At 47.0% G+C, this 23,884-nt stretch carries 22 protein-coding genes; 15 read left to right on the plus strand and 7 right to left on the minus strand.

Translation table 11 applies throughout. From position 1 onward, the window contains the following. Window positions 1–43: 43 nt before the first annotated feature. From ACXAGL_RS16150 to ACXAGL_RS16165, 4 genes are all read left to right on the plus strand, one after another. A complete protein-coding gene (locus tag ACXAGL_RS16150) occupies window positions 44–1,513 on the plus strand; it encodes an MDR family MFS transporter (protein ID WP_474991810.1) in 1,470 nt (489 codons plus the stop codon). A 64-nt stretch (window positions 1,514–1,577) separates the two neighbouring features. Continuing rightward, a complete protein-coding gene (dapD, locus tag ACXAGL_RS16155; RefSeq protein WP_474968358.1) occupies window positions 1,578–2,297 on the plus strand; it encodes a 2,3,4,5-tetrahydropyridine-2,6-dicarboxylate N-acetyltransferase in 720 nt (239 codons plus the stop codon). 99 nt (window positions 2,298–2,396) lie between these two features. Beyond that, window positions 2,397–3,512 carry an N-acetyldiaminopimelate deacetylase gene (locus tag ACXAGL_RS16160; RefSeq protein ID WP_474971540.1) on the plus strand — a complete coding sequence of 372 codons (1,116 nt, stop codon included), beginning with the start codon at window positions 2,397–2,399 and terminating at the stop codon, window positions 3,510–3,512. Window positions 3,513–3,669: 157 nt separating this feature from the next. Further along, complete coding sequence (locus ACXAGL_RS16165) at window positions 3,670–4,959, plus strand: hemolysin family protein (RefSeq protein ID WP_474968360.1); 1,290 nt, start codon at window positions 3,670–3,672, stop codon at window positions 4,957–4,959. Between the two features lie 37 nt (window positions 4,960–4,996). Here the strand turns inward: ACXAGL_RS16165 and ACXAGL_RS16170 are convergent, their stop codons facing one another. Further along, on the minus strand, window positions 4,997–5,839 hold the full coding sequence (locus tag ACXAGL_RS16170) for a mechanosensitive ion channel family protein (protein ID WP_474968361.1): 843 nt from the start codon (window positions 5,837–5,839) through the stop codon (window positions 4,997–4,999). A gap of 390 nt (window positions 5,840–6,229) precedes the next feature. Between ACXAGL_RS16170 and ACXAGL_RS16175 the strand changes: the two genes are divergently transcribed. From ACXAGL_RS16175 to ACXAGL_RS16195, 5 genes are all read left to right on the plus strand, one after another. Continuing rightward, window positions 6,230–7,987 (plus strand): ABC transporter ATP-binding protein, encoded by a 1,758-nt coding sequence (locus ACXAGL_RS16175; RefSeq protein WP_474991812.1) that lies wholly within the window; start codon window positions 6,230–6,232, stop codon window positions 7,985–7,987. Between the two features lie 19 nt (window positions 7,988–8,006). Then, complete coding sequence (locus ACXAGL_RS16180; protein WP_474968363.1) at window positions 8,007–9,818, plus strand: ABC transporter ATP-binding protein; 1,812 nt, start codon at window positions 8,007–8,009, stop codon at window positions 9,816–9,818. A gap of 247 nt (window positions 9,819–10,065) precedes the next feature. Next, complete coding sequence (locus ACXAGL_RS16185) at window positions 10,066–11,427, plus strand: cytochrome ubiquinol oxidase subunit I (RefSeq protein ID WP_474968364.1); 1,362 nt, start codon at window positions 10,066–10,068, stop codon at window positions 11,425–11,427. Continuing rightward, a complete protein-coding gene (locus ACXAGL_RS16190) occupies window positions 11,424–12,437 on the plus strand; it encodes a cytochrome d ubiquinol oxidase subunit II (RefSeq protein ID WP_474968365.1) in 1,014 nt (337 codons plus the stop codon). Before ACXAGL_RS16185 ends, ACXAGL_RS16190 begins: the two co-directional genes overlap by 4 nt. Window positions 12,438–12,769: 332 nt before the next feature. Then, complete coding sequence (locus ACXAGL_RS16195) at window positions 12,770–13,435, plus strand: potassium channel family protein (protein ID WP_160835446.1); 666 nt, start codon at window positions 12,770–12,772, stop codon at window positions 13,433–13,435. 107 nt (window positions 13,436–13,542) lie between these two features. On the opposite strand, the gene ACXAGL_RS16200 is transcribed toward ACXAGL_RS16195, so the two are convergent. The 3 genes from ACXAGL_RS16200 to ACXAGL_RS16210 all read right to left on the minus strand — a co-directional run bounded on the left by ACXAGL_RS16200 (window position 13,543) and on the right by ACXAGL_RS16210 (window position 15,236). Beyond that, the gene (locus ACXAGL_RS16200; RefSeq protein WP_156896443.1) at window positions 13,543–13,686 is read right to left on the minus strand and encodes a hypothetical protein; all 144 of its coding nucleotides are present in this window, start codon (window positions 13,684–13,686) and stop codon (window positions 13,543–13,545) included. Window positions 13,687–13,749: 63 nt separating this feature from the next. Beyond that, window positions 13,750–14,151: a M67 family metallopeptidase gene (locus ACXAGL_RS16205; RefSeq protein ID WP_474968366.1), complete on the minus strand. Its 402-nt coding sequence runs from the start codon at window positions 14,149–14,151 to the stop codon at window positions 13,750–13,752. Continuing rightward, complete coding sequence (locus tag ACXAGL_RS16210; RefSeq protein WP_474991814.1) at window positions 14,151–15,236, minus strand: hypothetical protein; 1,086 nt, start codon at window positions 15,234–15,236, stop codon at window positions 14,151–14,153. The genes ACXAGL_RS16205 and ACXAGL_RS16210 overlap by 1 nt, the downstream gene beginning before the upstream one ends. Window positions 15,237–15,561: 325 nt before the next feature. Here ACXAGL_RS16210 and ACXAGL_RS16215 point away from each other — a divergent pair, with 325 nt between their 5' ends. The 4 genes from ACXAGL_RS16215 to ACXAGL_RS16230 all read left to right on the plus strand — a co-directional run bounded on the left by ACXAGL_RS16215 (window position 15,562) and on the right by ACXAGL_RS16230 (window position 18,941). Further along, a complete protein-coding gene (locus ACXAGL_RS16215; RefSeq protein WP_474971536.1) occupies window positions 15,562–16,233 on the plus strand; it encodes a BMQ_0737 family morphogenetic spore coat protein in 672 nt (223 codons plus the stop codon). Window positions 16,234–16,299: 66 nt separating this feature from the next. Beyond that, complete coding sequence (locus ACXAGL_RS16220; RefSeq protein ID WP_474968369.1) at window positions 16,300–16,839, plus strand: hypothetical protein; 540 nt, start codon at window positions 16,300–16,302, stop codon at window positions 16,837–16,839. Next, on the plus strand, window positions 16,839–17,108 hold the full coding sequence (locus tag ACXAGL_RS16225) for a hypothetical protein (protein WP_474971535.1): 270 nt from the start codon (window positions 16,839–16,841) through the stop codon (window positions 17,106–17,108). The genes ACXAGL_RS16220 and ACXAGL_RS16225 overlap by 1 nt, the downstream gene beginning before the upstream one ends. 111 nt (window positions 17,109–17,219) lie before the next feature. After that, entirely contained in the window at window positions 17,220–18,941 is a 1,722-nt protein-coding gene (locus ACXAGL_RS16230; protein ID WP_474968371.1) for a pyruvate oxidase, read from the plus strand. Between the two features lie 46 nt (window positions 18,942–18,987). Here the strand turns inward: ACXAGL_RS16230 and rnjA are convergent, their stop codons facing one another. After that, a complete protein-coding gene (gene rnjA / locus ACXAGL_RS16235) occupies window positions 18,988–20,655 on the minus strand; it encodes a ribonuclease J1 (RefSeq protein ID WP_027954048.1) in 1,668 nt (555 codons plus the stop codon). Between the two features lie 3 nt (window positions 20,656–20,658). Continuing rightward, window positions 20,659–20,868, minus strand: a complete 210-nt coding sequence (locus ACXAGL_RS16240; RefSeq protein ID WP_474968372.1) for a DNA-dependent RNA polymerase subunit epsilon — start codon at window positions 20,866–20,868, stop codon at window positions 20,659–20,661. Between the two features lie 437 nt (window positions 20,869–21,305). On the opposite strand from ACXAGL_RS16240, the gene ACXAGL_RS16245 reads away from it, so the two are divergent. After that, on the plus strand, window positions 21,306–22,082 hold the full coding sequence (locus ACXAGL_RS16245; RefSeq protein WP_474971533.1) for a Cof-type HAD-IIB family hydrolase: 777 nt from the start codon (window positions 21,306–21,308) through the stop codon (window positions 22,080–22,082). Window positions 22,083–22,122: 40 nt separating this feature from the next. Here ACXAGL_RS16245 and def read toward each other — a convergent pair whose 3' ends face one another. Continuing rightward, entirely contained in the window at window positions 22,123–22,677 is a 555-nt protein-coding gene (gene def, locus ACXAGL_RS16250) for a peptide deformylase (RefSeq protein WP_027954051.1), read from the minus strand. Between the two features lie 155 nt (window positions 22,678–22,832). Here def and ACXAGL_RS16255 point away from each other — a divergent pair, with 155 nt between their 5' ends. Then, entirely contained in the window at window positions 22,833–23,528 is a 696-nt protein-coding gene (locus tag ACXAGL_RS16255) for a YkyA family protein (protein WP_474971532.1), read from the plus strand. The last annotated feature ends 356 nt before the right edge of the window (window positions 23,529–23,884 follow it).

Genomic DNA, 23,884 nt, shown 5'->3' on the forward strand with positions numbered 1-23,884 from the left:
CGGGTGTCATCTTTTTTTTATAACGAAAAAGGTGGAGATACATATGTCGAATACACAACAAAATAGAGGACTGGTCCTCGCTTCGATTATGCTGGCGATGTTTCTGGCGGCTATTGAAGCTACCATCGTTTCAACAGCCATGCCGAGTATCGCTGCAGACCTCGGCGGTTTCCGATGGTATTCATGGGTGTTCTCCGCTTATCTTTTGACGAATGCGGCCACCGTTCTGCTCTTCGGCCGTCTCTCTGATGTTTTTGGTCGGAAACCCGTGTTTATGACCGGCATCGGTCTGTTTCTAACCGGAGCGGTTTTATGTGCGCTTGCGCCTTCAATGGAAGTCCTGATTGGGGCAAGGCTGATACAGGGACTTGGTGCAGGGGCTTTGATGCCGATAGCAACCACCATCGTCGGAGATATCTATACAAAAGAAGAACGGGCCCGGATCCAAGGATGGCTGTCCAGTGTGTGGGGCATATCTGCAGTCGCAGGACCGCTGCTCGGCGGATTGTTCGTCGATGTGCTCAGCTGGCCTTATGTCTTCTGGATGAACCTGCCTCTCGGTATGCTGGCTCTGCTGGGCATTTTATTCTTCTTTAAGGAAGAGAAAACGAAAGAAAAACGGAGCGTAGACCTGCCCGGTTCCGTATGGGTGATGATTACGATCAGTTCCTTGATTGTCATTTTGGTTGAGGGCGGGACAAGCATCCCGTGGCTTTCGTGGGGGATGGCTGCACTGGGTGTGATTTCCACAGGAGGGGCCCTGGCTTTTATTATTCATGAAAGAAAGATGGAGGACCCGATGATGCCGCTCGACTTGTGGCAGATCCGGTCCATCCGTTACTCCAATGCCACGTCTCTGATTACAGGTATGATTTTGATCGGGGTGAGCAGTTACCTTCCGGCTTTTGTCCAGGGCGTGATGGAGCAGTCCGCTACAGTGGCAGGATTTACCCTTACAACAATGTCGATTGGCTGGCCGGCGGCATCAGCAGCTGCCGGACGGTTGTATTTGAAGATCGGTTTCAGACCTACAGCTCTCGCCGGCGGTGTTTCTCTTATAGTGGGAAGCATTCTCTTTTCCTTGCTTTCTCCTGAGAAAGGACCTTTATTCGCAGCAGCTGGTTCTTTGTTCATTGGAATCGGGATGGGATTGACGACCACTTCTTTTATTGTCTCCATTCAAAATAGTGTAACTTGGGAGAAAAGAGGGATCGCTACGGCTTCCAACATGTTTATGAGGACGATCGGAAGTGCGCTTGGAGCAGCCCTTCTCGGCGGTCTGCTGAACAGCCGCGTATCTGAGGCGATTGAGGAGGCCGGCATGGGCAGTAAATTGAGCATTAACGATACGAACGCCCTGCTCCGGGAAGAAACACGGCTGTCTTTAGGTGAAGAAGCTCTTGCCGTACTGCAGCATGGACTGACCTCGGGACTTCATATCGTATACATCAGTCTGGTCCTTTTAGCGGCCGTAAGTTTTCTACTGATTCTGCAAATTCCGAAAAAAGATTGATAACCCCGGACATCCTTTGATAAAGTAAAGGATGAAAGATACATAAAGGAGGAAGAAATGACTGATGAAACAAATGGATGCCAACGAGATTATTTCTTTTATCTCAAACAGTGAAAAATCTACACCTGTAAAGGTTTATCTTAAAGGTAACAATCTGGAAAGCCTTGAGTTTGGTGACCAGATCCAGGACTTCATTACTGGAAATACAGGTGTCATTTTCGGAGAATGGAAAGTCATTCAGCCACTTCTTGAACAGTATGAAAATGACATTGAGGATTATGTCCTTGAAAATGACCGCCGCAACTCTGCCATCCCGCTGCTTGACCTGAAGAAAGTCAATGCACGGATCGAGCCGGGTGCTGTGATCCGTGATCAAGTGGAAATCGGTGATGGAGCGGTGATCATGCTGGGAGCGATGATCAATATCGGATCCGTAGTCGGAGAAGGCACAATGATTGATATGAACGTCGTTCTCGGCGGCCGCGCGACGGTCGGTAAGAACTGCCACATCGGTGCAGGCGCCGTTCTCGCGGGAGTCATCGAGCCGCCTTCTGCCCAACCGGTTGTAGTAGAAGACGGCGTTGTCATTGGTGCCAATGCGGTCGTCCTTGAAGGTGTCACAGTTGGAGAAGGTGCCGTTGTAGCAGCTGGAGCGATTGTAACTGAAGATGTACCGGCAAACACACTCGTGGCGGGAACCCCGGCTAAAGTGATCAAGGAAATTGATGACCAGACAAAATCAAAAACAGAAATCAAACAGGAGCTGCGTAAGCTGGATAACTAATTCCACTTCATAAGCTTTATACAGGCGTAGTCCAAAGCGGGCTGCGCCTGTCTGATACCCTGCGGTCTGCAGGGTTTTTCTATAGAAGGAGTGAGTGTTTTGCAACTGGATCAACTGATAGACATCCGCAGGGAACTGCATCAAATCCCTGAATTGGGATTTGAAGAATTTAAAACACAGACCTATTTACTTTCCTATATTGATACACTGCCTCAGGAAAGGTTAACGGTAGAAACGTGGAGGACCGGTGTATTCGTCTATGTGAAAGGGACAGAAGGGAAGCGGACGATCGGGTACCGCGCAGATATCGACGGCCTGCCTTTGACAGAAACCACCGGTTATCCGTTTTCATCGATCCATGAAGGGCGTATGCATGCGTGTGGGCACGATTTTCATATGACCATTGCCCTCGGTGCATTGACCCGGCTGGCTGAACAGCCAGCAGAAGACGACATTGTATTTCTCTTCCAGCCGGCGGAAGAAGGCCCGGGCGGAGCCGAGCCGATGCTGGCCTCTGAGCCAATGAAACGAATGAAGCCGGATATTATTTTTGCGCTGCATGTAGCTCCTGACCTTCCTGTCGGGACAGTGACTTCGCGTCCGGGCCTGTTGTTTGCCAACACGAGTGAACTTTTCATCGATTTCAAGGGGGTAGGAGGGCATGCCGCCTTTCCTCACCTGACGCATGATATGGGTGTGGCGGCAAGTACGTTTGTTACACACATCCAGCAGATTGTGGCCCGCCGGATGGATCCGCTCGACAGTGCCGTCATTACCGTAGGGAAAATCGAGGCCGGCACTGTACAGAATATCATCGCAGAAACAGCAAGGCTTGAAGGAACGATCCGCACTCTTTCTCCAGCATCCATGAAGCTTGTGAAAGAAGAAATCGAAAAAATCGCGCGCGGGTTTGAAATTGCCCACGACTGCAGCATTTCCATAGATTACGGCTCCACTTATCATCAGGTGTATAACGACAAGGAGCAGGTGGAAGCTTTTCAAAAGGTGATGAATAATCTTTCCTATACGTTCAAAGAAGCCCCTATGGCCATGACAGGGGAAGATTTCGGATACATGTTGAAAGAGATTCCGGGTTTTATGTTCTGGCTTGGGGTGGACTCGGAGGCAGGTCTGCATCAATCTTCTTTAATGCCGAAAGAGGAAGCGCTGGTTGTAGGCGTTGACACTGTCGAACAAACGCTTCGTTCTTTGTAAGCAGGCGTATAGCTTCCCCGCTTATGTGAACACTAGAGAAAGGTGTTTAGAATACGTCAGTAATGGTAAAACATGTGTAGGAGAAGTTCACATAAGCAATGATCGAAAAAGAGGAGGGACGACTCCTCTTTTTCTATAGTGGAGGGGATCGGCTGAAATGGAATCGGTGTTGAAGTTATCTGCAGTAGCGGTTTTAATCATTTTGACAGCTTTCTTTGTAGCGAGTGAATTTGCAATCGTAAAAGTGAGAAAAACACGGATTGAGTCGGCTGCCTCCGATGGGGATAAACGGGCGGGCAACGCCTTGAAAGTGTTGAATGACCTGGATTACTATCTATCGGCGTGTCAGCTCGGAATCACGATCACAGCCCTCGGTTTAGGGTGGCTGGGCGAACCGACACTGGATGTCCTGCTCCGGCCTTTGTTTGATCGTTTTCCGCTTCCTGAAGGAGTTACCCACACGCTCTCCTTTGCGATTGCGTTTTTCGTCATCACATTTCTTCATGTCGTACTCGGGGAACTCGCTCCGAAGACAGTAGCCATCCAAAAAGCAGAAGCGCTCACGCTGGTCTTATCCAGGCCTTTAATGCTCTACAGCAAGGTCATGTACCCGCTGATCTGGCTGTTGAACGGCGCTGCCAATATCTTTGTACGGATGATGGGATTTCATACAGCGAATGAATCTGAAGAGGCTCATTCTGAAGAAGAACTGCGCCATATATTATCCCAAAGCTACCAAAAAGGCGAAATCAACCGTTCAGAATATACGTATGTCGACCGGATATTTGAATTTGATAACCGTACAGCCAAGGAGATTATGATCCCCCGGACAGAAATGGCTGTGATCAATGTCCATCAGCCGGTGTCCAACATCATACGTGAAGTGAAGCAGAATCGTTTTACCCGTTATCCTGTTATAGATGGGAATAAGGATGAAGTGATCGGAATCATCCATATGAAAGAGCTGCTGTTTGATGATGCAGAACATCATACATCCCTCCGGCCTTTCATGAGGCCTGTGATGAAAGTGTTCGAAAATGTGCCCATTCATGACCTGTTGGTGAAAATGCAGAAGGAGCACAACCATATGGCTGTTCTGATTGATGAGTATGGCGGGACGGCCGGTATCGTGACGGTCGAGGATATCCTGGAAGAGATCGTCGGGGAAATCAGGGATGAATTCGATGCAGAAGAGGAACGGGACATCAAACGCTTGAAAAACGGCCACTACCTCGTCGAGGGGAAAACAGCGGTTCAGGATATTAATGAGTACTTCCAGGTACATCTTCACCATGAGGACATTGATACAATATCCGGCTGGATTTATACGCAGGACTATGAGGCTGAAGAAGGGACAGTTGTCGTGAGCAGCGGCTATTCCTTTAAGGTTGTCGATATGGTGAAAGGGCAGATAAAAAAAGTGGAAATATGGAAAGTGGAAGAATGAGAAAACGCCCGGATCAAATCATCCGGGCGTTTTTCTGTTATTCTTCGTTTTTATGAACGTAGACTTGATGAGGGAACGGAATTTCAATGCCTGCAGCATCAAGCGCTTCTTTCATCGCTTTTCTCAAGTCGCGTTCCACGGCCCACTGTTCCATGTTTTCCGTCTTACCAAGAATACGGATGACGATATCGGAGGATCCGAGGCTTTGGACACCAAGAACGTCCGGACCTTCTTTGAAGCGTTCATCCTCTTGGAAGTCCTGAGCAACTTTCTGCAGGACAGCCATTGCTTCGTCAATGTTCTCATCATACCCGATGCCAATGTCCACAAGGGCACGCATGTTGCCGCGGGAGTGGTTGGCTACACCTGAAATGTTGCGGTTTGGAATGAAGTTCAACGTTCCATCAAAGCTCCGGATGCGGGTCGTGCGGATGCCTACTTCCTCGACAATTCCGTCATAACCGCCGGCGGTTACGTAATCATCCACTTCCACTTGACGTTCAAGCAGGATGAAAAAGCCGGTGACAATGTCTGACACAAGACCCTGGGCTCCGAAACCGATCGCAAGACCAACGATTCCTGCACCGGCAAGGAGAGGGCCGATTTCAATGCCGACAGCACTGAAGAGCATCATGACGAGGATGAAAATAAGAGCATAGGAAAAGAGGTTAACAGAAAGTTTCTGTAACGTTTTATTCCGTCCTTCGGAGAGTTTCCTCTGGGTACTTAAGCGGTTGATGGCCGATTCGATGGCTTTACGGCCAAGTGGTTTTGCAATAGCATAACCGATCAGGAGTACGAGCACTTTCAAGCCGACTTGAATGAGCAGTTCGACAAGCTCTGAGAGGTTAAATTGCATTCCTTCTTCAAATAAATTCATAGCTGCATGGAGCTCCTTTCTTTATGTCCTTGTACTGACCTCTCTAATAGAATAGCGGAACGTAAGGGATGATTTCAATGATTTGTCGAAAATACGCATAAAACTTCGCATATCCGCTTGCGTTTTTTACATTTCTTTCTATTTGCCAAGAGGCGTATAGGGACACCCTAATCTTGTGCATATAATGGAAAGACATAGGCAGGCGTGAGCTGTTCAGGCTGGACAAGATCCAAAAGCCGGGGAAGGGAACCCAGGAGCCATTTGCTGAGATCCTGCGGTAAAGCGGGAAAGGGCTTAACAGAAAATTTTAAAAATTATTTCAAATGGGTGGCAATTTATTTCGATACCCGATATATTTATAAATACGTTGACAGCGAAGGAGGTCATGATTTGGATACGTTCAAAAAGTTGAAACAGTTTTACTGGCCGTTTAAAAGTTATTTTTTATGGTCCATGTTCGCCCTGCTTTTTGTTACAGCTATTACCGTGGTTTATCCGATTGTCCTGCAGAAAACGATTGACGATGCCGTATCAGGGGAGCAGTACAGCTTAATTCCCTATTTATGTGCTGCTTTTATCGGACTTATGATTGTTAAAGGAATCGCTACATATTTCAACCAGTATTATGGAGATTATTTCGGCATACGTTCGGTTTACACACTCAGGGATGAAATTTACAAGAAACTGCAGCGTCTACCTTTCCGTTACTATGACAACGCGAAAACGGGGGATCTGATGTCCCGTTTGACAGCGGATGTGGAAGGCTTCCGGTTCTTTTTATCCTTTGGCTTTTCAGAACTGCTCCGGATTGTCCTGTTGATTGTGATCAGCTTGATTGTCATGTTTTACTATTCCGTTCCTCTGGCACTGGTCACGATGGCTGTAATGCCGTTTCTTGGGATAGTCGTCTACCGGTTCGACCGCCGTGTGCACCCGGCTTTTCGTAAAATCCGGAAATCATTCGGTAAATTGAATACAAGAGTACAGGAAAATATCAGTGGAATGAACACGGTAAAATCTCTTTCCAGAGAGGATTTTGAAATCGGTCGTTTCTCCAACCGCAGCAATGACTACAGGACGAAGTATATCGACACCTCCAACATATGGTCGCGTTATTTTCCGCTGATGGAGTTTATCGGAAACGTGTCGGTTGTGGCACTGCTGGCCTATGGCGGGTATCTTGTCATCAATGGCTCGCTCCAGCTTGGAGAGCTGGTGGCCTTTTTCAGCTTTGTATGGTATATCCTCGGTCCATTGATGAATCTGGGGTTTGTCATCAACCAGTTTTCACAGGCCAAAGCATCCGGCGAGCGGCTGCTTGAGATATTAGAAGCTCCGGAAGAGATTACCGAAAAGGAGGATGCCATCCATCAGGAACGACTGAAAGGCCATGTCACCTTCAAGGATGTCACACTGACGTATGTGGAGGATGATGACTCAGCACTAAAGGAGATCAGCTTTGATGCCCCACCTGGGAAAACGATCGGGTTAATCGGAGCTACAGGATCAGGAAAGACGAGTATCACCCAGCTGATCACCCGTTTTTATGAACCGGAAAAAGGGGAGGTGCTTGTCGACGGCCGGCCGGTTTCGGATTATGGATTGAGAACCCTCCGGAAGAATATAGGCTTCGTGCTCCAGGAATCGTTTTTATTCTCGACTTCGATCAAGGAAAATATCGCCTATGGTAATCCAGATGCGACTATGGATGATGTGATTGATGCAGCCAAAAGAGCCCAGGCCCACGAGTTTATCATGGAGTTATCCGATGGCTATGATACGCTCCTTGGAGAGAGGGGCATGGGATTATCCGGCGGACAGAAGCAGCGGATTGCGATTGCCCGCGCGATTCTTATTGACCCTGCTGTTCTCATTTTGGATGATGCGACCTCAGCTGTGGATATGGAAACCGAGTTCAACATCCAAAAAGCTCTACAGGAAGTCATGAAAGGCCGTACGACATTCATCATTGCCCACCGCATTTCCTCGTTGAAGCACGCCGATGAAATCATCGTTCTCGAAGATGGAAGCGTGAAAGAACGCGGGGTGCATGAAGAGCTGTTGAGCAATGGAGGACCGTATCAACGCATTTACGATATTCAATACCAGGACAAAGAAAAGATTCTAAATACAGCTTCCCATCGATGAAAGGAAGGAGGGACATTCTATGGCAGGAAAAAATAAACACTTAAACCGTTTCAAATATTCACAGGATCAGGCCATTGAGAAGCCTTTTAACTGGGCACAGATGTGGCGTCTGCTTACGTACATCAAGCCGTATACAAAAAAACTTCTGCCTGTATCCATTATTTCCATGCTGATTTCCACGCTCGTCCGGCTGATTGTACCGATTTTAATTGGTAAGGTGGCTATTGATACTGCGATTGCAGAAAGAGACAACGGTTTATTGATCCAGCTGGTGCTGGGAATTGCAGGCTTGTATGTTCTCAGCTACATCGCCAACGCCTTGAGGATTAAGTATGTCAACATTCTGGGGCAGAACGTGATTTATGATCTCCGACAGCATTTGTTTTCCCATGTCCAAAGGCTGTCGCACAAGTTTTTTGATTCAAGATCTGCCGGTTCCATTCTCGTGCGGATTATGAATGATATCAACTCGCTTCAGGAACTGTTTACAAACGGGATCATCAACCTTCTGATGGATATTGTTCTCTTAACTGGGATCATCGCTATTCTGCTGGCACTCGATCCGAAGCTTGCCCTGGCGATTCTCGTGATCATGCCGCTGATGTTCTATATTTCCACGAAGCTGCGCCGGAATATCCGACGCTCCTGGCAGCAGGTACGAATCCAGCAGTCCAGGCTGAATTCCCACTTGAATGAAAGTCTGCAGGGCATTCGGATTACCCAGTCCTTTACACAGGAGAAGGAAAATACCGAATACTTTGACGGGGTGAACACGGATAACTTTCTCGCATGGAAGGAAGCGACGAAAAAAAGCGCGATGTTTCGTCCGTTTGTCGAAATGAGCAATGCCATCGGTACAGTCATCCTCGTTTCATTTGGGGCCTGGTTGATTCTTCAGGGAGATATCCAGGTCGGAACGTTTGTATCGTTCGCCTTCTTCCTTGGGATGTTCTGGGAACCTATATCCAGACTGGGGATGATGTACAACCAGCTTCTTATGGCGATGGCAGCCTCTGAACGGATCTTTGAATTCCTGGATGAAGAACCAAATGTCGAGGAGAAGAAAAATGCCGTGGAACTGAAGGATATGAAAGGTCACATCGAATTCGACCACGTTCAGTTTGCCTACGATTCCAAGCGGATAGCTCTTCATGATATCAACCTTGAGATGAAACAAGGAGAAACGGTGGCCCTTGTTGGACATACGGGATCAGGGAAATCTACGATTGCCAACTTGATCAGCCGTTTTTACGACCCAACCAAAGGTGCCGTCAAAATCGATGGGGTGGATTTGAAGGATGCTTCCATTGATAGTATCAGACAGCAGATCAGTGTCGTTCTTCAGGACACGTTCATTTTTTCGGGAACGATTATGGAAAATATCCGCTTCGGGCGTCCGGGTGCTACGGATGAAGAGGTGAAAGAAGCGGCAGAAGTGGTAGGAGCGGATGGTTTTATCCAGCGCTTGAACAACGGCTACGAAACCGAAGTAGAGGAGCGGGGGAATATTCTTTCAGCCGGAGAACGGCAGCTTCTCTCCTTTGCCCGGGCCCTGCTTGCCAATCCGAGAATTCTCATTCTGGATGAAGCAACAGCGAGTATAGATACAGAAACCGAATTGAAGATTCAACAGGCTTTGAAGAAGCTCCTGAAAGGGAGAACAGCCATTATGATCGCCCACCGCTTATCAACGATACGTGAAGCCGACAACATTTTCGTGCTCGAGCATGGAAAGATTCTTGAGCAGGGATCTCATGATGAACTTATGGATCAGCACGGCGAATATTATGAACTTGTAAAAGCCCAGTTCCAAATGCTGGATGCCATATAATAAATCACCCTGTAGAAAAATTCTACAGGGTTTTTTCTTTTGAACAACGTTAGAAAAGAACGGAGGAGGGGAACAGGCAGATAGGTCGACAGGACGGATGGTGTGCGGTACGATAAGAATCGAAAAGACTTTGTGAAGTTTGTCACAAAACAGTCATCATCTTGAATACCACAACGGTGTTTTACGTTTTATACTAATCCCAGAACAGATTTTGAGATTATTCCTGGGTAGGAGGGAACGAATTAAGATGTTTGGATTCGAAACCGTCGAAGTGAGTCGTGCGCTCACTGCGATGACATTACTATTTCACGCCATTTTCGCAACACTGGGAGTCGGGGTCCCCGTCCTCGTGTCCATTGCGGAATTCATCGGAATCAAGCGGAAGGATCCGCATTACACTCTGCTCGCCAGGCGCTGGACGAGAGGGTATACCATTACGGTCGCTGTCGGAGTTGTGACAGGGACGGCGATCGGTCTGCAGCTGTCACTCATCTGGCCGAGCTTCATGAGGCTTGCGGGGAACGTGATTGCTCTGCCGTTATTCATGGAAACCTTCGCCTTCTTCTTTGAGGCGATTTTCCTAGGGATCTACTTATATACGTGGGACCGGTTCAAGAAGCCGATCTACCACTGGCTGTTATCCATTCCTGTGGTCATTGGAGGAACGATGTCCGCCTTCTTTATTACAACGGTGAATTCGTTTATGAACACGCCCCAGGGTTTTGAGCTGGAAGAGGGCCGTTTTACATCGGTGGATCCACTTGCTGCGATGTTCAATCCTGCGACACCGACGAAGGTCTTTCACGTCATATCTTCCTCTTATTTAACCGCTGCAGCGGTGCTTGCAGGGATTGCTGCTTTCATCATTTTGATAAAAAAAGGATCCCTCTATCACAAAAAAGCATTAAAACTTACAATGACTGCCACTTTTATCTTTGCTATGCTTACAGCGCTTGCCGGTGATTTATCGGCGAAGTTTCTGGCTGAGCATCAACCCGAGAAGCTCGCTGCCGGGGAATGGCACTTTGAATCCGAAGAAGGCGCTGACCTTGTTGTATTCGGTACGCTGAATGAGAACAATGAAGTCGAAAACGCGATCAGGATTCCCAATGCTTTAAGTTTCCTCGCTCACGGCGATTTTAATGCAGAAGTGGAAGGGCTCGAGGAAACACCTGAGAACGAGCGGCCTCCCTTATGGATCCACTATATGTTCGATCTGATGGTATCGATCGGCTTTTACACCCTGGGGATTTCCCTGCTCTTCCTTGTGCTCTGGAAATGGAAGAAAGGAAACCCGTTCCATCCTATTCTCTTGTGGGGAGTAGCAGCGGCTGGTCCTTTGACGATGCTCGCGATTGAGTTTGGCTGGATTTATGCCGAAGTCGGAAGACAGCCGTGGATTTTGAGAGGCTTTATGACTGTTGCGGAAGGTTCGACGACATCTCCGTACATCGGCTGGATGTTTGCGCTGTTTGCTGCCGTCTACCTTGTGCTCGGTGTTGGATGTCTGCTTACGTTACGCAAAATATTCAAAGGCAAGCCTGCCGAGCTTGAACTGGAGCACCGCTTTCCGAATACAGCCGCAGCCAGCAGGGAGGGACAGTCATGAGCTATGAAATCATCGGGATATCCGTCCTCTGGTTGTTCCTTTACGGATATTTGATCGTCGCATCTGTAGATTTTGGTGCTGGCTTTTTTGCCTATTATGCAAGAATGACGAAAAAGGATCACTTGATTAATCAGCTGATCTCCCGGTACCTCTCTCCGGTATGGGAAGTGACGAATGTTTTCTTCGTCTTTTTCTTCGTCGGTCTTGTCGGATTCTTCCCGGATATGGCGTATTATTTTGGGCAGTCCCTGTTGATTCCGGGAAGTATCGCGATTGTTCTCCTTGCTATACGGGGATCCTTTTATGCGTTTGAAAACTATGGATCCAAAGACAACTCCCTCTACATGTTCCTTTACGGAGCGACAGGGCTGCTCATTCCGGCCTCTTTATCCACCGCTCTGACGATTTCAGAGGGAGGCTTTATTGAAGAAACGGAAAATGGTGTGCAGCTTCTTTTCGGGGAACTGTTCTCAAGCCCTTATTCATGGAGTGTCGTTTTTCTCGCCATCGTTTCCGTTCTTTACATCAGCGCGATGTTTTTAACGTATTATGCCCATCGTGCAGGAGACCGCCCGGCACTTGAAATTGTCAGGAAGTATGCCCTGTTCTGGAGCTCTCCGACCATCATTGCCAGCCTCACGACATTTATTGCTTTGAGTCAGCAGAATCCAGAGCATTTTCAACGGGCGATTGACTTGTGGTGGGTGTTCGGAATTTCTGTAGGGTTCTTTATAACTGCATTGTTCCTCGTCTATACAGGAAGGTTTTACGGATGGGCCTTTATTGCCGTCATGCTTCAGTTCTTCGTAGCTTTCTTTGGGTATGGAGCGTCTCATCTACCGTATCTGCTTTATCCGTACGTGACGATTTCCAATGCGGTGACGAATGAATCGATGGCTGTGGCGCTTGTCATTGTCTTTATTGCAGGTCTTTTCCTGCTGATTCCATCGCTGATTCTCCTCATGCGCATGTTCTTGTTTGATGCAGATTATGTGAAGGGGAAAAAGTAGCAGAGCTCTTTCTCTACGCTTACGGAAGAAAAACACCTGCATCATGTAAGGTCACGGATCGCTTATTGGCGGATACCAGCCTGACCAAATAGATATCGATAAAAGGGAAGAACCTCTGTTTGACAGACGTTCTTCCCTTTTTGCTCTGCAAGACCATAGTGGTAAAGAACATGTCCCTTATGAATACCCCGCCTTTCCCCGGTCCCGTCTGAATGGTAGGAGCTTCTTTAGGCAGTGGAAGAACAAGTGGTTTCTACTTTTTTATGTGATGGACACAATTGTGTGATAGAATAAGCATAGATTTTTTACGTGATAGATGGGGGTCGGGAAAGATGAAGAAAGAATTTGCCGTCATTGGTCTTGGACGATTCGGGGGCAGTATATGCCGCGAATTAAGCCGTGAAGGAATGGAAGTGCTGGCGCTTGACCTTGATGAGGATAAAGTCAATGAATACAGGGATATCGCGTCTCATGCCGTCATTGCAGATTCGACGGATGAAAATGCCCTGAAAGAACTTGGATTCCGCAACATTGACCATGTCATTGTTGCCATAGGTGACAATATACAGGCCAGCATGCTGACTACTTTGATTCTAAAAGAAATGGGCATCAAAATGATTACGGTCAAAGCCCAGAATGATTACCACGAAAAGATCCTGAACAAAATCGGTGCCGATCAAGTCGTCCATCCGGAAAGAGATATGGGGAAAAGGATTGCTCATAATATCATTTCCAATAATATTCTGGATTACATCGAGCTTTCCGATGACCACAGCGTTGTCGAGGTGAAAGCCGGCAGTAAAATGGGCGGACAAACATTGGTGGACCTCGATATCCGTGCGGAATATGGGTGTAACGTCGTTGCCATTAAGCGGGAGAAGGATGTGATTGTCTCCCCGATGGCTACGGAGGAAATCAGGGAAAGTGATGTCCTGATCGTCATTGGTGCAGACAAAGATATCAGCCGCTTTGAAAAAAATCTTGTTGTTGAGGACTAAACCAGAAGCCCCGGTTCCTATATGGAATCCGGGGCCTTTATTATAAGTGTTTATAAATAATAATAAGGACATGCCGCTCATTGGTCTCATTCGGAGGCGAGATTCAATCAGCTTTTCCTTTTTAAACAGCAGCCCCCTCGTTTAACAGGACGCTCGACTTTATTTTTCGTCGTTTCAATAACGATTGGGGTTGGGGTTTGTTTCATGGTCCGGTTGACCTTAACCAGTCTTTTTCTTCTTTTTTCTTTCATAGCCACCTCTCCTTACACCTTGATACTGTAGTATAAGCACACTATGGAAAAAGGGAAGGGCGCTTAACGCTCCCCGATATGAAATGGGTGCTTTACATAGCGGCCGTCCCATATGGAGTAGCAGGCGGAGCGTGGAGAATGGAATTTGTAGGAGATGATCACCATTTTTACCGTGCTGTCCTGGTGACTTTGAAGATCATAAGAGGAGGGCACGGGTGCTGTTCCCGGATGGGTATGATAAACGGCCAGCACCTGCTGCCCTGATTGTTCAATGGCTTCAAGGGTGGAAGAAACGATGGTCTTACTGACAAAAAAACGGCGGGGGGAAGGGCGTTCGTTCACAAGCGGCCAGATTTGCTCAACCTTTTCACCGTGACCCGAGATCAGTCCGCAGGCTTCATTCGGCAGGCAGGTATACCCGTGATCGACCATTTGCTCATATAACCTCTGATCAATCCTCACCATTATCCGTTCCACTTCTGAAAGATGGAAAAGATCGAAGAAAATTCCCGTTTTTTAGCAGGGGTCTCCTTCTCCAATAATGGTTCTGACCGAGGAGAGACGATTTCCGGCTTATGCCTCTGCGTGATGTTAGCCTTTTCGATTGAGACAGGGGAGGTGCGTTTCATCCCCTTGGAGGCCTGTTGTTCAGGGAGAGTTGATTCCTCTGCTGGAATGGCCGCGATGGTATGAGCGATGGTTTGAACCAGTGCTTTTTTATTTTCAGGCTCTTTCTGAATTGTAGTTACCGCCGGCGGAGTGTGGGAACTCACGGTCTGGGCGGGTTCTTTATCGTTTTTTTTTGAAGTTGACTTTAAGATGGTATTTTTGACAGGTTCTATAAACGGGTGGCGGGACGACCGTTTCTGTCCTCTCCGGGTCGACTCTTGTGCGGCTGGATAGTTTTGCTGATACTGGCCCGGTTGTGGTGGATAGTAGGAGGCAGGGCTGGAATATGGATAAGGCTGCTGGGGAGGGTAATAGTCCTGTCTCTGGGCTGGATACATGGGCGAGGAATGCAGCATCGTCTTCAGTCTCCGATACTCTGAAACTTTAGGTCCTGCCTGCTCTTTCGCCGTCGTCTTCTGTTCGGTGTATTCCTGCATCTTCTGCGCTTTCATTTCCGCTTTTAACTGATCAATTTCACTTTTTAACCGGTCATTCTCAGATTGCTGCACTTGTTCCTGTTCACGATCGTCCTGCTGTTCAATAATCACATTCATTTTCTGAATTAAATCTTTCAATTGCAGGCGGTCAAGCTTTTCCTTGATGTCTTCCACATCATCTTTCAATAGATGAACATGCTCACTCAGTTGCTGAACTTGAGCTGTGAGCTGATTCGTTCGCAGCTCAAGCTGCTGGTTGAATTCTTCCATTTTGTTGATAACTCCTTCTAACAATAACTTATAATGAAGCGGATCTTTTCCCCTGTACCCATCCTCCACCGTCCAGTCACCATTTTCCAGAGATTGGACCATCTCCTTAAAAAGGTTGATGTTCCATTTTAGGAGCTCCACATGGTCCGGGCCTGTATGGCTGAACTGTCCCATCATTCATCACCCTTACCAGCACAGTATTATAGTATTGATTCGTTCCTGATCCGTGACACATCGCTGAGGTGTTTTTAAGACACCTGCCCACGGTTGTGAAACGGCTCTTTTTACATATCAGCCTATGCCCGCCTTTGGGATGTTATGTGTGGAACATTTCCTTTGGGCTGGACAGACACCATATGAGGTCTCCTGCATGTAATATAGGTGTTCGCACAAAATTGTAAAATCCCACCAAACATCAGCGAATGTACTAGACCCAAGCTTTTTTCCAGACATATGCTACGAATGAAAGAAAAATCTTATTCGGAGGTGTTTGCTAACCATGCAAGCAAAAAATCTTAATGGGGGCCAGGAGCTCCTATGTATCAACACAACAAAAGTTTATGACTGGGTAATCAATGAGGCTTCGTTTGATCTAACAATCGGAGACTTTGAGCTTCCCGTCGGTCCCTCAGGAGAACAGCTTGAGTGTGATGACATTGAAGAAGTCATCTGTACAGTAGAGCCGCGTGAAGACGATCCGATTGAAATCGTCGGACGCGTCGATCAGGAGCTTGTCGTTGACGGAACGCTGTTGACACTTCAGCTTGTGAACATTCGTAAATACTTTACGGTAACCATCGCTGTAGAATTGACAGCAGAAAATGGTGGAGCAGTTGTAGAAGTAGGAGAAGCTGACTTTGTCCGCTGTGAGCAGGTACTATTGTGTGCGCCGGAAGGAACAGACGTGGAGGTTACTTATACAGACCTTGACTGTTTTGTTTGTAACTTCACGTGTGAAGAAAATGGAACAGCTGGAGATTCCCTTGATGACATCACGGTATCCGTGCGTCTCTGCCAAAGCATCCAATCCACATATCCAGTAACGCTTGAGCTTATTGCTGAGTTCTGTGAGCCGCGTGATCTGCTTCCAATCCCACCTTGCCCGGCACCAACAATGCCGCCACAATGTCCGGTATTGTTCCCAACGGCTGACGATGGTGATAATGCGTAAACCAGCTGCATAAATACAAGAGAGGAATCCCTTCTTCTCTTGTATTTTTTTTGGAGGTGGCATGATATGGAACGGTTGTTGCAGTTGAAAAAACAGCAGGAGGCCCGCATCAAGGACATCCGTAAAAAAGTCACCGCATTGAAGGCAGGACAGCACAGGGCTGTTATCTGTTTTTTTACGTATTCCATCCACGTTTCCCATGATTCCGATCAGGAAAGTATGATGATCGCAAGTTTTCATATCCGTAACCTGGGTCACCAGGTGATGCATGACCCTTACATCTGCCTTAAGATGTCAGAGGATTCCCCATTTCAATTCTCAGGAAAATATATACATAAAGCTCAAGTCGCAAAAATGAAGGCAGCAGGTGCCTGGCTTCGGATGGATGAAGAACAGGCGAAGAACGAATTCTGGTTAAAACCCCTGGAGCAGAACATGATTGAACCTGGAGGGTCCCTGACCTTCGCAAATTTTCAGCTGAAATGGAAACCGGAGAAATCCTATGCTTCCATTATGCAGGGATTTGCGTATGGAAAAGGGTGGGAATCCGGTGTACCCTCCTTGAACCAGATGAGTGCAAGTGGTGTGAAAGGGGAGGGAGATTGATGGCGGAAGAAAATGTCCAGCAATTTATAAAGCATTGGCTTGTTGAAAAATTAAAACAGAAAAAGAGTGCCAAGCGGACAGATGACCATAGTTTTGTTTTTCTGGAGGAGGACTCCTTGAAGCTGCTTTTCCTATACCTGATGCAAAAACAGGAGCAGGGGGGAGAGCTGGAAAAGTCTCCTCTTGTCGATGAGGTGGAACAGTGGATGGGGGATGTACTGGTACAGCTCGAAGAGATTGAGGCCCTTTTAGATGAGGGGGAAGAATGAAAGAATCTTAAGAACGGGACGGAATCCCCGTTCTTTTTTTGTTTACTGAATGAGCGATAAGGAAATACAAAGGATAGACGAGAAATTCAGCAAGTTGAAAGGATGAAGCATATGTTTGAAAAACGTACAGGAGCATTACTGACACAGCAGTTGATCGACTGGGGTGTGGATCATGTATACGGCATGCCTGGTGATTCTATAAATGAATTGATTGATGATTTGAGAAAAAGGAAGGACGAGATCGAATTTCTTCAGGTCCGCCACGAAGAGACAGGTGCTCTGTCTGCAGCCGCATATGCGAAGCTTACCGGAAAACTTGGTGTGACGATGGGGATAGCCGGTCCGGGAGCCATCCATCTATTAAATGGACTTTATGATGCGAAGGCTGATGGTGCGCCTGTCCTTGCTATCGTGGGGCAGGTACACAGCGAGGAAATTGGAACCGGAGCATTTCAGGAAATTAATCTGGAGCGCATGTTTGATGATGTATCGGTTTTTAATCAACGTGCGGAAACGGAAGAACAGCTCCCGGATCTGCTGGACCAGGCAGTAAAGGAAGCTTATGCCAATAAAGGCGTGTCTGTATTGATTGTCCCGGATGATTTATTCGCTAAAAAGCAGAGCGATAACACGAGACGGACATCCGGTGAATTTTTCAAACCGGAAATTTTCCCTCGTCAGGAACATTTAAATGAGGCAAGGAAGTTGATTGAGAAGTCCGAAAAACCGTTGATTCTGGCAGGACAGGGGACGAAGTCTTCAGCCAGTGAACTGATTGCCTTCGCCGAAACCATTAAAGCGCCGATCATTATGAGCCTGCTCGGAAAAGGGATCATTCCCGATAATCATCCCTATTGTCTGGGCCAGCACGGTCAAATTGGTACCAAACCGGCGTACCATGCGATGAAGGAAACCGACCTTCTCATTTTAGTCGGCACCCAGTTTCCTTATCGTGACTTTCTCCCGGAACAAGTGAATGCGATTCAGATTGATCGGGAGCCCGCTCACCTTGGCAAGCATTATCCGATTACAACAGGTCTTGCCGGGGACAGCCGGGAAACACTGCAGGCGCTGACCGATGTGATGGAACCAGTGGAAGAACGCAGCTTTCTGTCTTACTACCAGGAAAAGATGAAGGATTGGCGTATTGCTGTACAGGAGGAAAAGAGAAGGGAAGAGGATCCTCTACATGCTCCACAAGTAATGTATGAATTGGAAAAACATTTGAAGCCGGGGGCAGTCGTTTCCGGAGATGTTGGGAACGTTACCGTATGGCTCACACGCTTCCTGCATCTCGTCAACCAGAAATTCCTCATTTCCGGCTGGCTTGGAACAATGGGGAGTGGACTCCCTGGTGCCATAGCAGCGCAGAAAGCTCATCCGGAGAAGCAGGTGGTCGGAGTATCCGGAGACGGAGGGTTCTCCATGGTCATGCATGATTTCGTCACCGCTGTTAAATACGACCTGCCGATTAAAATGGTTGTTCTGAATAACAGTAAAATCGGGATGATTAAGTATGAGCAGGAACAGATGGGACACTTGAATTATGCAACAAACCTTGGTGAAGTGGACTTTGCCAAATTTGCTGAAGCGTGCGGAGCAGAAGGCTACCGCATTGAATCCTATGAAGAACTTGGGACCAAAATGAAGCAGGCATTCCTCTCAGATAAACCGGTTCTGATTGATGTAGTCATTGAAGACCAGGCTCCGCTTCCAGGGAAAATCGATTACACATCGGCGGTGAATTATTCGAAGTATATCGTGAAGGAATTCTTTGAATCCGGAACGCTGGACCTTCCTGACCTCAAGAAATCCATTCAACGTTTATTATAATACCACATCAAAAAAGCCCGCTGTCGAGAGACAGCGGGCTTTTTCATTACACTTCCATAATGATTGGAAGAATCATCGGACGGCGTTTTGTTTTTTCAAACAGGAACGGCGCGATGGTATCTGTAATTTCATTTTTAATTTCAGACCATTGAGTCGTACGGCGCTCCATCACTTTTTCAACGTGGGAGCTGACGAGCTGCTGGGCTTCTTTTATCAAGTCCTCGGATTCTCTCATGTAGACAAATCCACGGGAAATGATGTCAGGACCGGAAGCAATCTTAAATTCCTTCATGTTGATACTGACTACAACGATGACAAGACCTTCTTCAGAAAGGATGCGTCGGTCCCGAAGAACGATATTACCAATATCACCGATTCCGCTTCCGTCTACATAAACAGACCCGGATGGGATCTTTCCTGCCACAGAGGCTTCTTCCTTGCCTAGGGCAAGCACATCACCGTTATCCATAACGAAGCAGTTCTCTTCCTGAACGTCGCAGTCCAGACTCAATTTCACATGTTCTTTCAGCATGCGGTATTCACCGTGAATCGGCATAAAGAACTTCGGCTGCATAAGGCGGAGCATGAGCTTCATTTCTTCCTGACTGCCGTGTCCGGATGTATGGATATCATTCAGTGGTCCGTGAATAACATCGGCACCTGCACGATACAGCTTGTTTATGGTACGGCTGACACTAATTGTGTTTCCAGGGATTGGGGAAGAAGAGAACACAACGGTGTCGCCTGGTTGAATTTGAATCTGACGGTGGGTGCCGTTGGCGATTCTTGACAGGGCGGCCATTGGTTCACCTTGGGATCCGGTACAAAGGATGACGACTTCGTTTGCCGGCAGACGATTGATCTGCTGGGCATCAATGAATGTATCCTTAGGGGCACGGATATATCCAAGTTCCTGACCGATACGGATGGAAGATTCCATACTGCGGCCGAATACGGCAACTTTACGGCCATGTTTAATAGCGGCTTCCACGACCTGTTGAAGGCGGTGGATGTTCGACGCGAAGGTCGCAAAAATTAAACGGCCGTCCATACGCGTGAAGATGTCATGGATGCTTTGTCCCACAACACGTTCTGATTTAGTGAAACCAGGAACCTCACTATTGGTACTGTCGGAAAGGAGGGCAAGAACGCCTTCTTTACCGATTTCAGCCATTTTAGCAAGGTTGGCCGGTTCACCTACAGGAGTGAAATCAAACTTGAAGTCACCCGTGTGAACGACGTTGCCTGGTGGTGTTTTTACAACAATTCCATAAGAATCAGGAATGCTGTGTGTCGTCCGGAAAAAGGATACGGACGTTTTGCGGAATTTAATCACGTCTTCTTCCTGAATCGTGTTTAATTTCGCACTGCGCAGCAGGCCGTGCTCATCCAGTTTATTACGGATTAAGCCGATGGCAAGCTTCCCTGCATAGATTGGAATATTGAGTTCACGCAGAAGGTAGGGAATACCACCGATGTGATCTTCGTGACCGTGCGTGATAAACAGACCTTTGATTTTATCTTGGTTCTGCACGAGATAAGTATAATCCGGAATGACATAGTCGATACCGAGCAGTTCGTCTTCCGGGAACTTAATCCCTGCATCAATGAGGATGATTTCGTCTTGGAATTGTACGCCGTATGTGTTTTTACCGATTTCACCGAGGCCTCCAAGGGCAAACACGGCGGTCTGGTCATTTTTCACAAATTTCATCGGTTAAAACTGCTCCAGCCTGAAATCTTCGGATTGCTGCTCATATGCCAGGTGATCCTCATCAAGCACCTGGATATATTCGATATTAAATCCTGCATTTTTTAATTTTTCACGTACTTGTCTTTCGGTTTCCGCTTCGAGGTACATGCTGTCTGTACGTTCGCGGACAGGAACTTCAGTATCAAGTCCCTGATACAATACTTTGAATATCATTACGTTATCGCTCCTAACTAGATATAATTTCCACATTCTTGTCCTCTCATCATCATAGCACGATTCCAGCGTGTATGGTAATGATTCTTGTATGCGCAGGTGGCCGTACACCTGAAACAATGATTTACGCGTATGTCTTCCGCTTCATAAAATTTTTCCAACGTTTTCTAAGCTTTCTTCTCAGACGCTTCATCATTTGCATCCATCCCCTTTATGTTGATGAAGAAAACGCCAAAAACGTTAAACCGCCCAATCCCTGTTATCTCTAGTATAATACGGTTTGTGAAAGAATGAAACATTTACATTTTATATTTTGTCATTATGGTGTGTTTTTCTTCTCAAACCTATCCACTCATGCTACAGTATAGCCAAAGAGCAGGACATGCTATGATAAGAGCGCAGAAATGAAAGAATTTGAATATGCAGGAGGAACGCTTATGGATAAGAAAATTGCCTTTTTTGATATTGATGGAACACTGCTTGACCACGATAAAAAGCTTCCGGAGAAGACGAAAAAAGCGGTTCAGGATCTGAAGGATCAAGGCGTTTACTGTGCCATTGCCACCGGACGTGCTCCTTTTATGTACAAAGAGCTGAGAGAAGAACTTGGAATCGATTCCTATATCAGCTTCAACGGTCAGTATGTTGTTTTTGAAGGGGAGGAAGTCTACACGAACCCCCTCTCAGGACCTGATCTTGAAAAGCTCCATGCTCATGCAGAATCGAATAATCATCCGATGGTGTTCATGAACCATGAGGAGATGAGGGCCTCCACTCCGGATCATGAAGATATTTCTTCCAGCCTCGGAACATTATACATTGATCATCCGGATGAAGATGCGTCTTTTTATAAAGGAAGAAACATTTATCAGTCCCTGATTTTTTGTGAAGGCGATGAAATTGAAGAGTACAGGGAAGCCTTTCCGGCCTTCGATTATATCCGCTGGCACCCGGTGTCCTGTGATGTGCTTCCCCGTGGAGGGTCAAAGGCAGAGGGGATCAAGAAACTCGTAGAAGCCGCCGGCCTTAAGATGGAGGACACTTTTGCCTTTGGTGATGGATTGAATGATATTGAAATGATCCGGGAGGTCGGCACCGGTGTAGCTATGGGGAATGCCGTGTCCGAAACGAAGGCTGTGAGCGATTTTGTTACGGTTGATGTTGGAGAGGATGGCCTGTCCCACGCGATATATGAACTTGGCTTATTAAAATAATGAAAAGAGCGCCGCTGAATGATCAGACGGCGCTCTTTTATTAACGATCGGCGGGTGTGGCGTTTTCCGGTTCTTTGAACGGCTGCTCCTGGTCGATGTGATCGTAGAACATCACTCCATGAAGGTGATCGATTTCGTGTTGGAAGACAATGGCTGCGTAATCCTTCAGCCGCAGTTTCACATCATTCCCTTCCAAATCTGTCGCTTTTACTGTGATTCTCCGGTACCTTGGGACATATCCGGGCACTTCACGGTCGACCGAAAGACAACCTTCTCCAGTGGATAGATACGTACGTTCCACTGAGTGGCTGACTATACGGGGATTGAACAGACCGTAACTGTATAGTTTATCTTTCATATCTGTAAAATGTACGGCCAGCATCCGTTTGTTCACATTGATCTGAGGTGCTGCAAGGCCGACACCGGGACGCAGGCCGTAGCGGCTGCACACCTGTTCATCCTGGCTGTTTTTTAAGTATTGAACCATTTCCTCCAATGTTTTCTTATCCTCTTCAGAAGGAGGGAGGGGTACTTCTTCCGTTACTGTCCTTAATGCGGGGTGACCCTCGCGGACAATATCGTCCATTGTGATCATGAAACAACATCCTTTCAAGCTTATATCTTCCTCTGTATTTCCATTGACAGGACAGGTGAATGAATTCGGTACTTTTCAATTCCTGCCAATTATTATACTATTGTAGATATGCTTAGTTTACAATAATGTGTCAGGGATTACGAGGGGGAAATGTTGTGCGATTACATACGATGATCGGAGCGCTTGCCGCAGCGGCCTTAGTTATGACAGGCTGTTCCAATCAAGCGCCGGAAGAACAAATTTACGAGCATTTGGAAGAAGCCGTTTCACAGGAAGAAACGTTCCGTGAACAGCAGGAGCCGATGGTTGAACTGGAAGAGCAGGAACAAAAGCTTTATGACGAGATCATTGCCTTGAATATGGATCAGTTTGATCAAATCAAAGAAAAATCAGAAGAAGCCGCCGGCATTGTGGAAGAGCGACGGAATAAGCTGGAGCTCGAAAAAGAAAGCATCGATGCAGCTAAAGCTGAATTTGATGAGATTAAATCTCCTGTAGAAGATCTAGGCGAGGAGAATCAGGAAGCTCAGGAAAAAGCGCAGGAGCTTATAGATGTTATGGAGAAACGGTACCGTACATATGAGGAGTTATACAGTGCCTATGATGAGGCACTCACGCTTGATGCGGAATTGTATGAAATGACGCAGAAGGAAGACCTGAAGGAAGAGGACTTGAAATCTCAAGTTGAGAAGATTAATGAAAGCTACAATACGGTTATAGAAAAGAACGAAGCGTTCAACCAGTATACAGATGAATACAATACATTGAAGAAAGAGCTTTATGAAATGATGGAACTCGATGTGACCTATGAAGAATCTGAAGAGGACACAACAGAGGAAGAAGCTTCTTAACAACAAAGGACCCGCTTACATACGCAAGCGGGTCTTTTGTTGTTTTTATGATGACGCTTCAACCCTCCCCGTTTTGACACCTGCCCATGGGCGAGGGGTGACCGGAGTCTTAAGTCCATCCATGCCGCGAAGAAGGGTGCTTTACGCACCGGATATGATTCACGCTGACTGGACTGCCCGGAAATGCCTGCCTATTAAAGCCTCCCATTTGATTATTAAGGAGAAAAAACATAAGATTAATACAGGCTTAAATTTTGGGTGATACAGTGTTAGTTTTTTTCACCGCAGGATCTGCCGGGTTTCGACTGCTGTGCAGCGGCTCTTTCCTCATCTGGATATTATCTGCATCGAAGTGA

It is taken from the genome of Halobacillus sp. ABA4_118 (assembly GCF_056160205.1).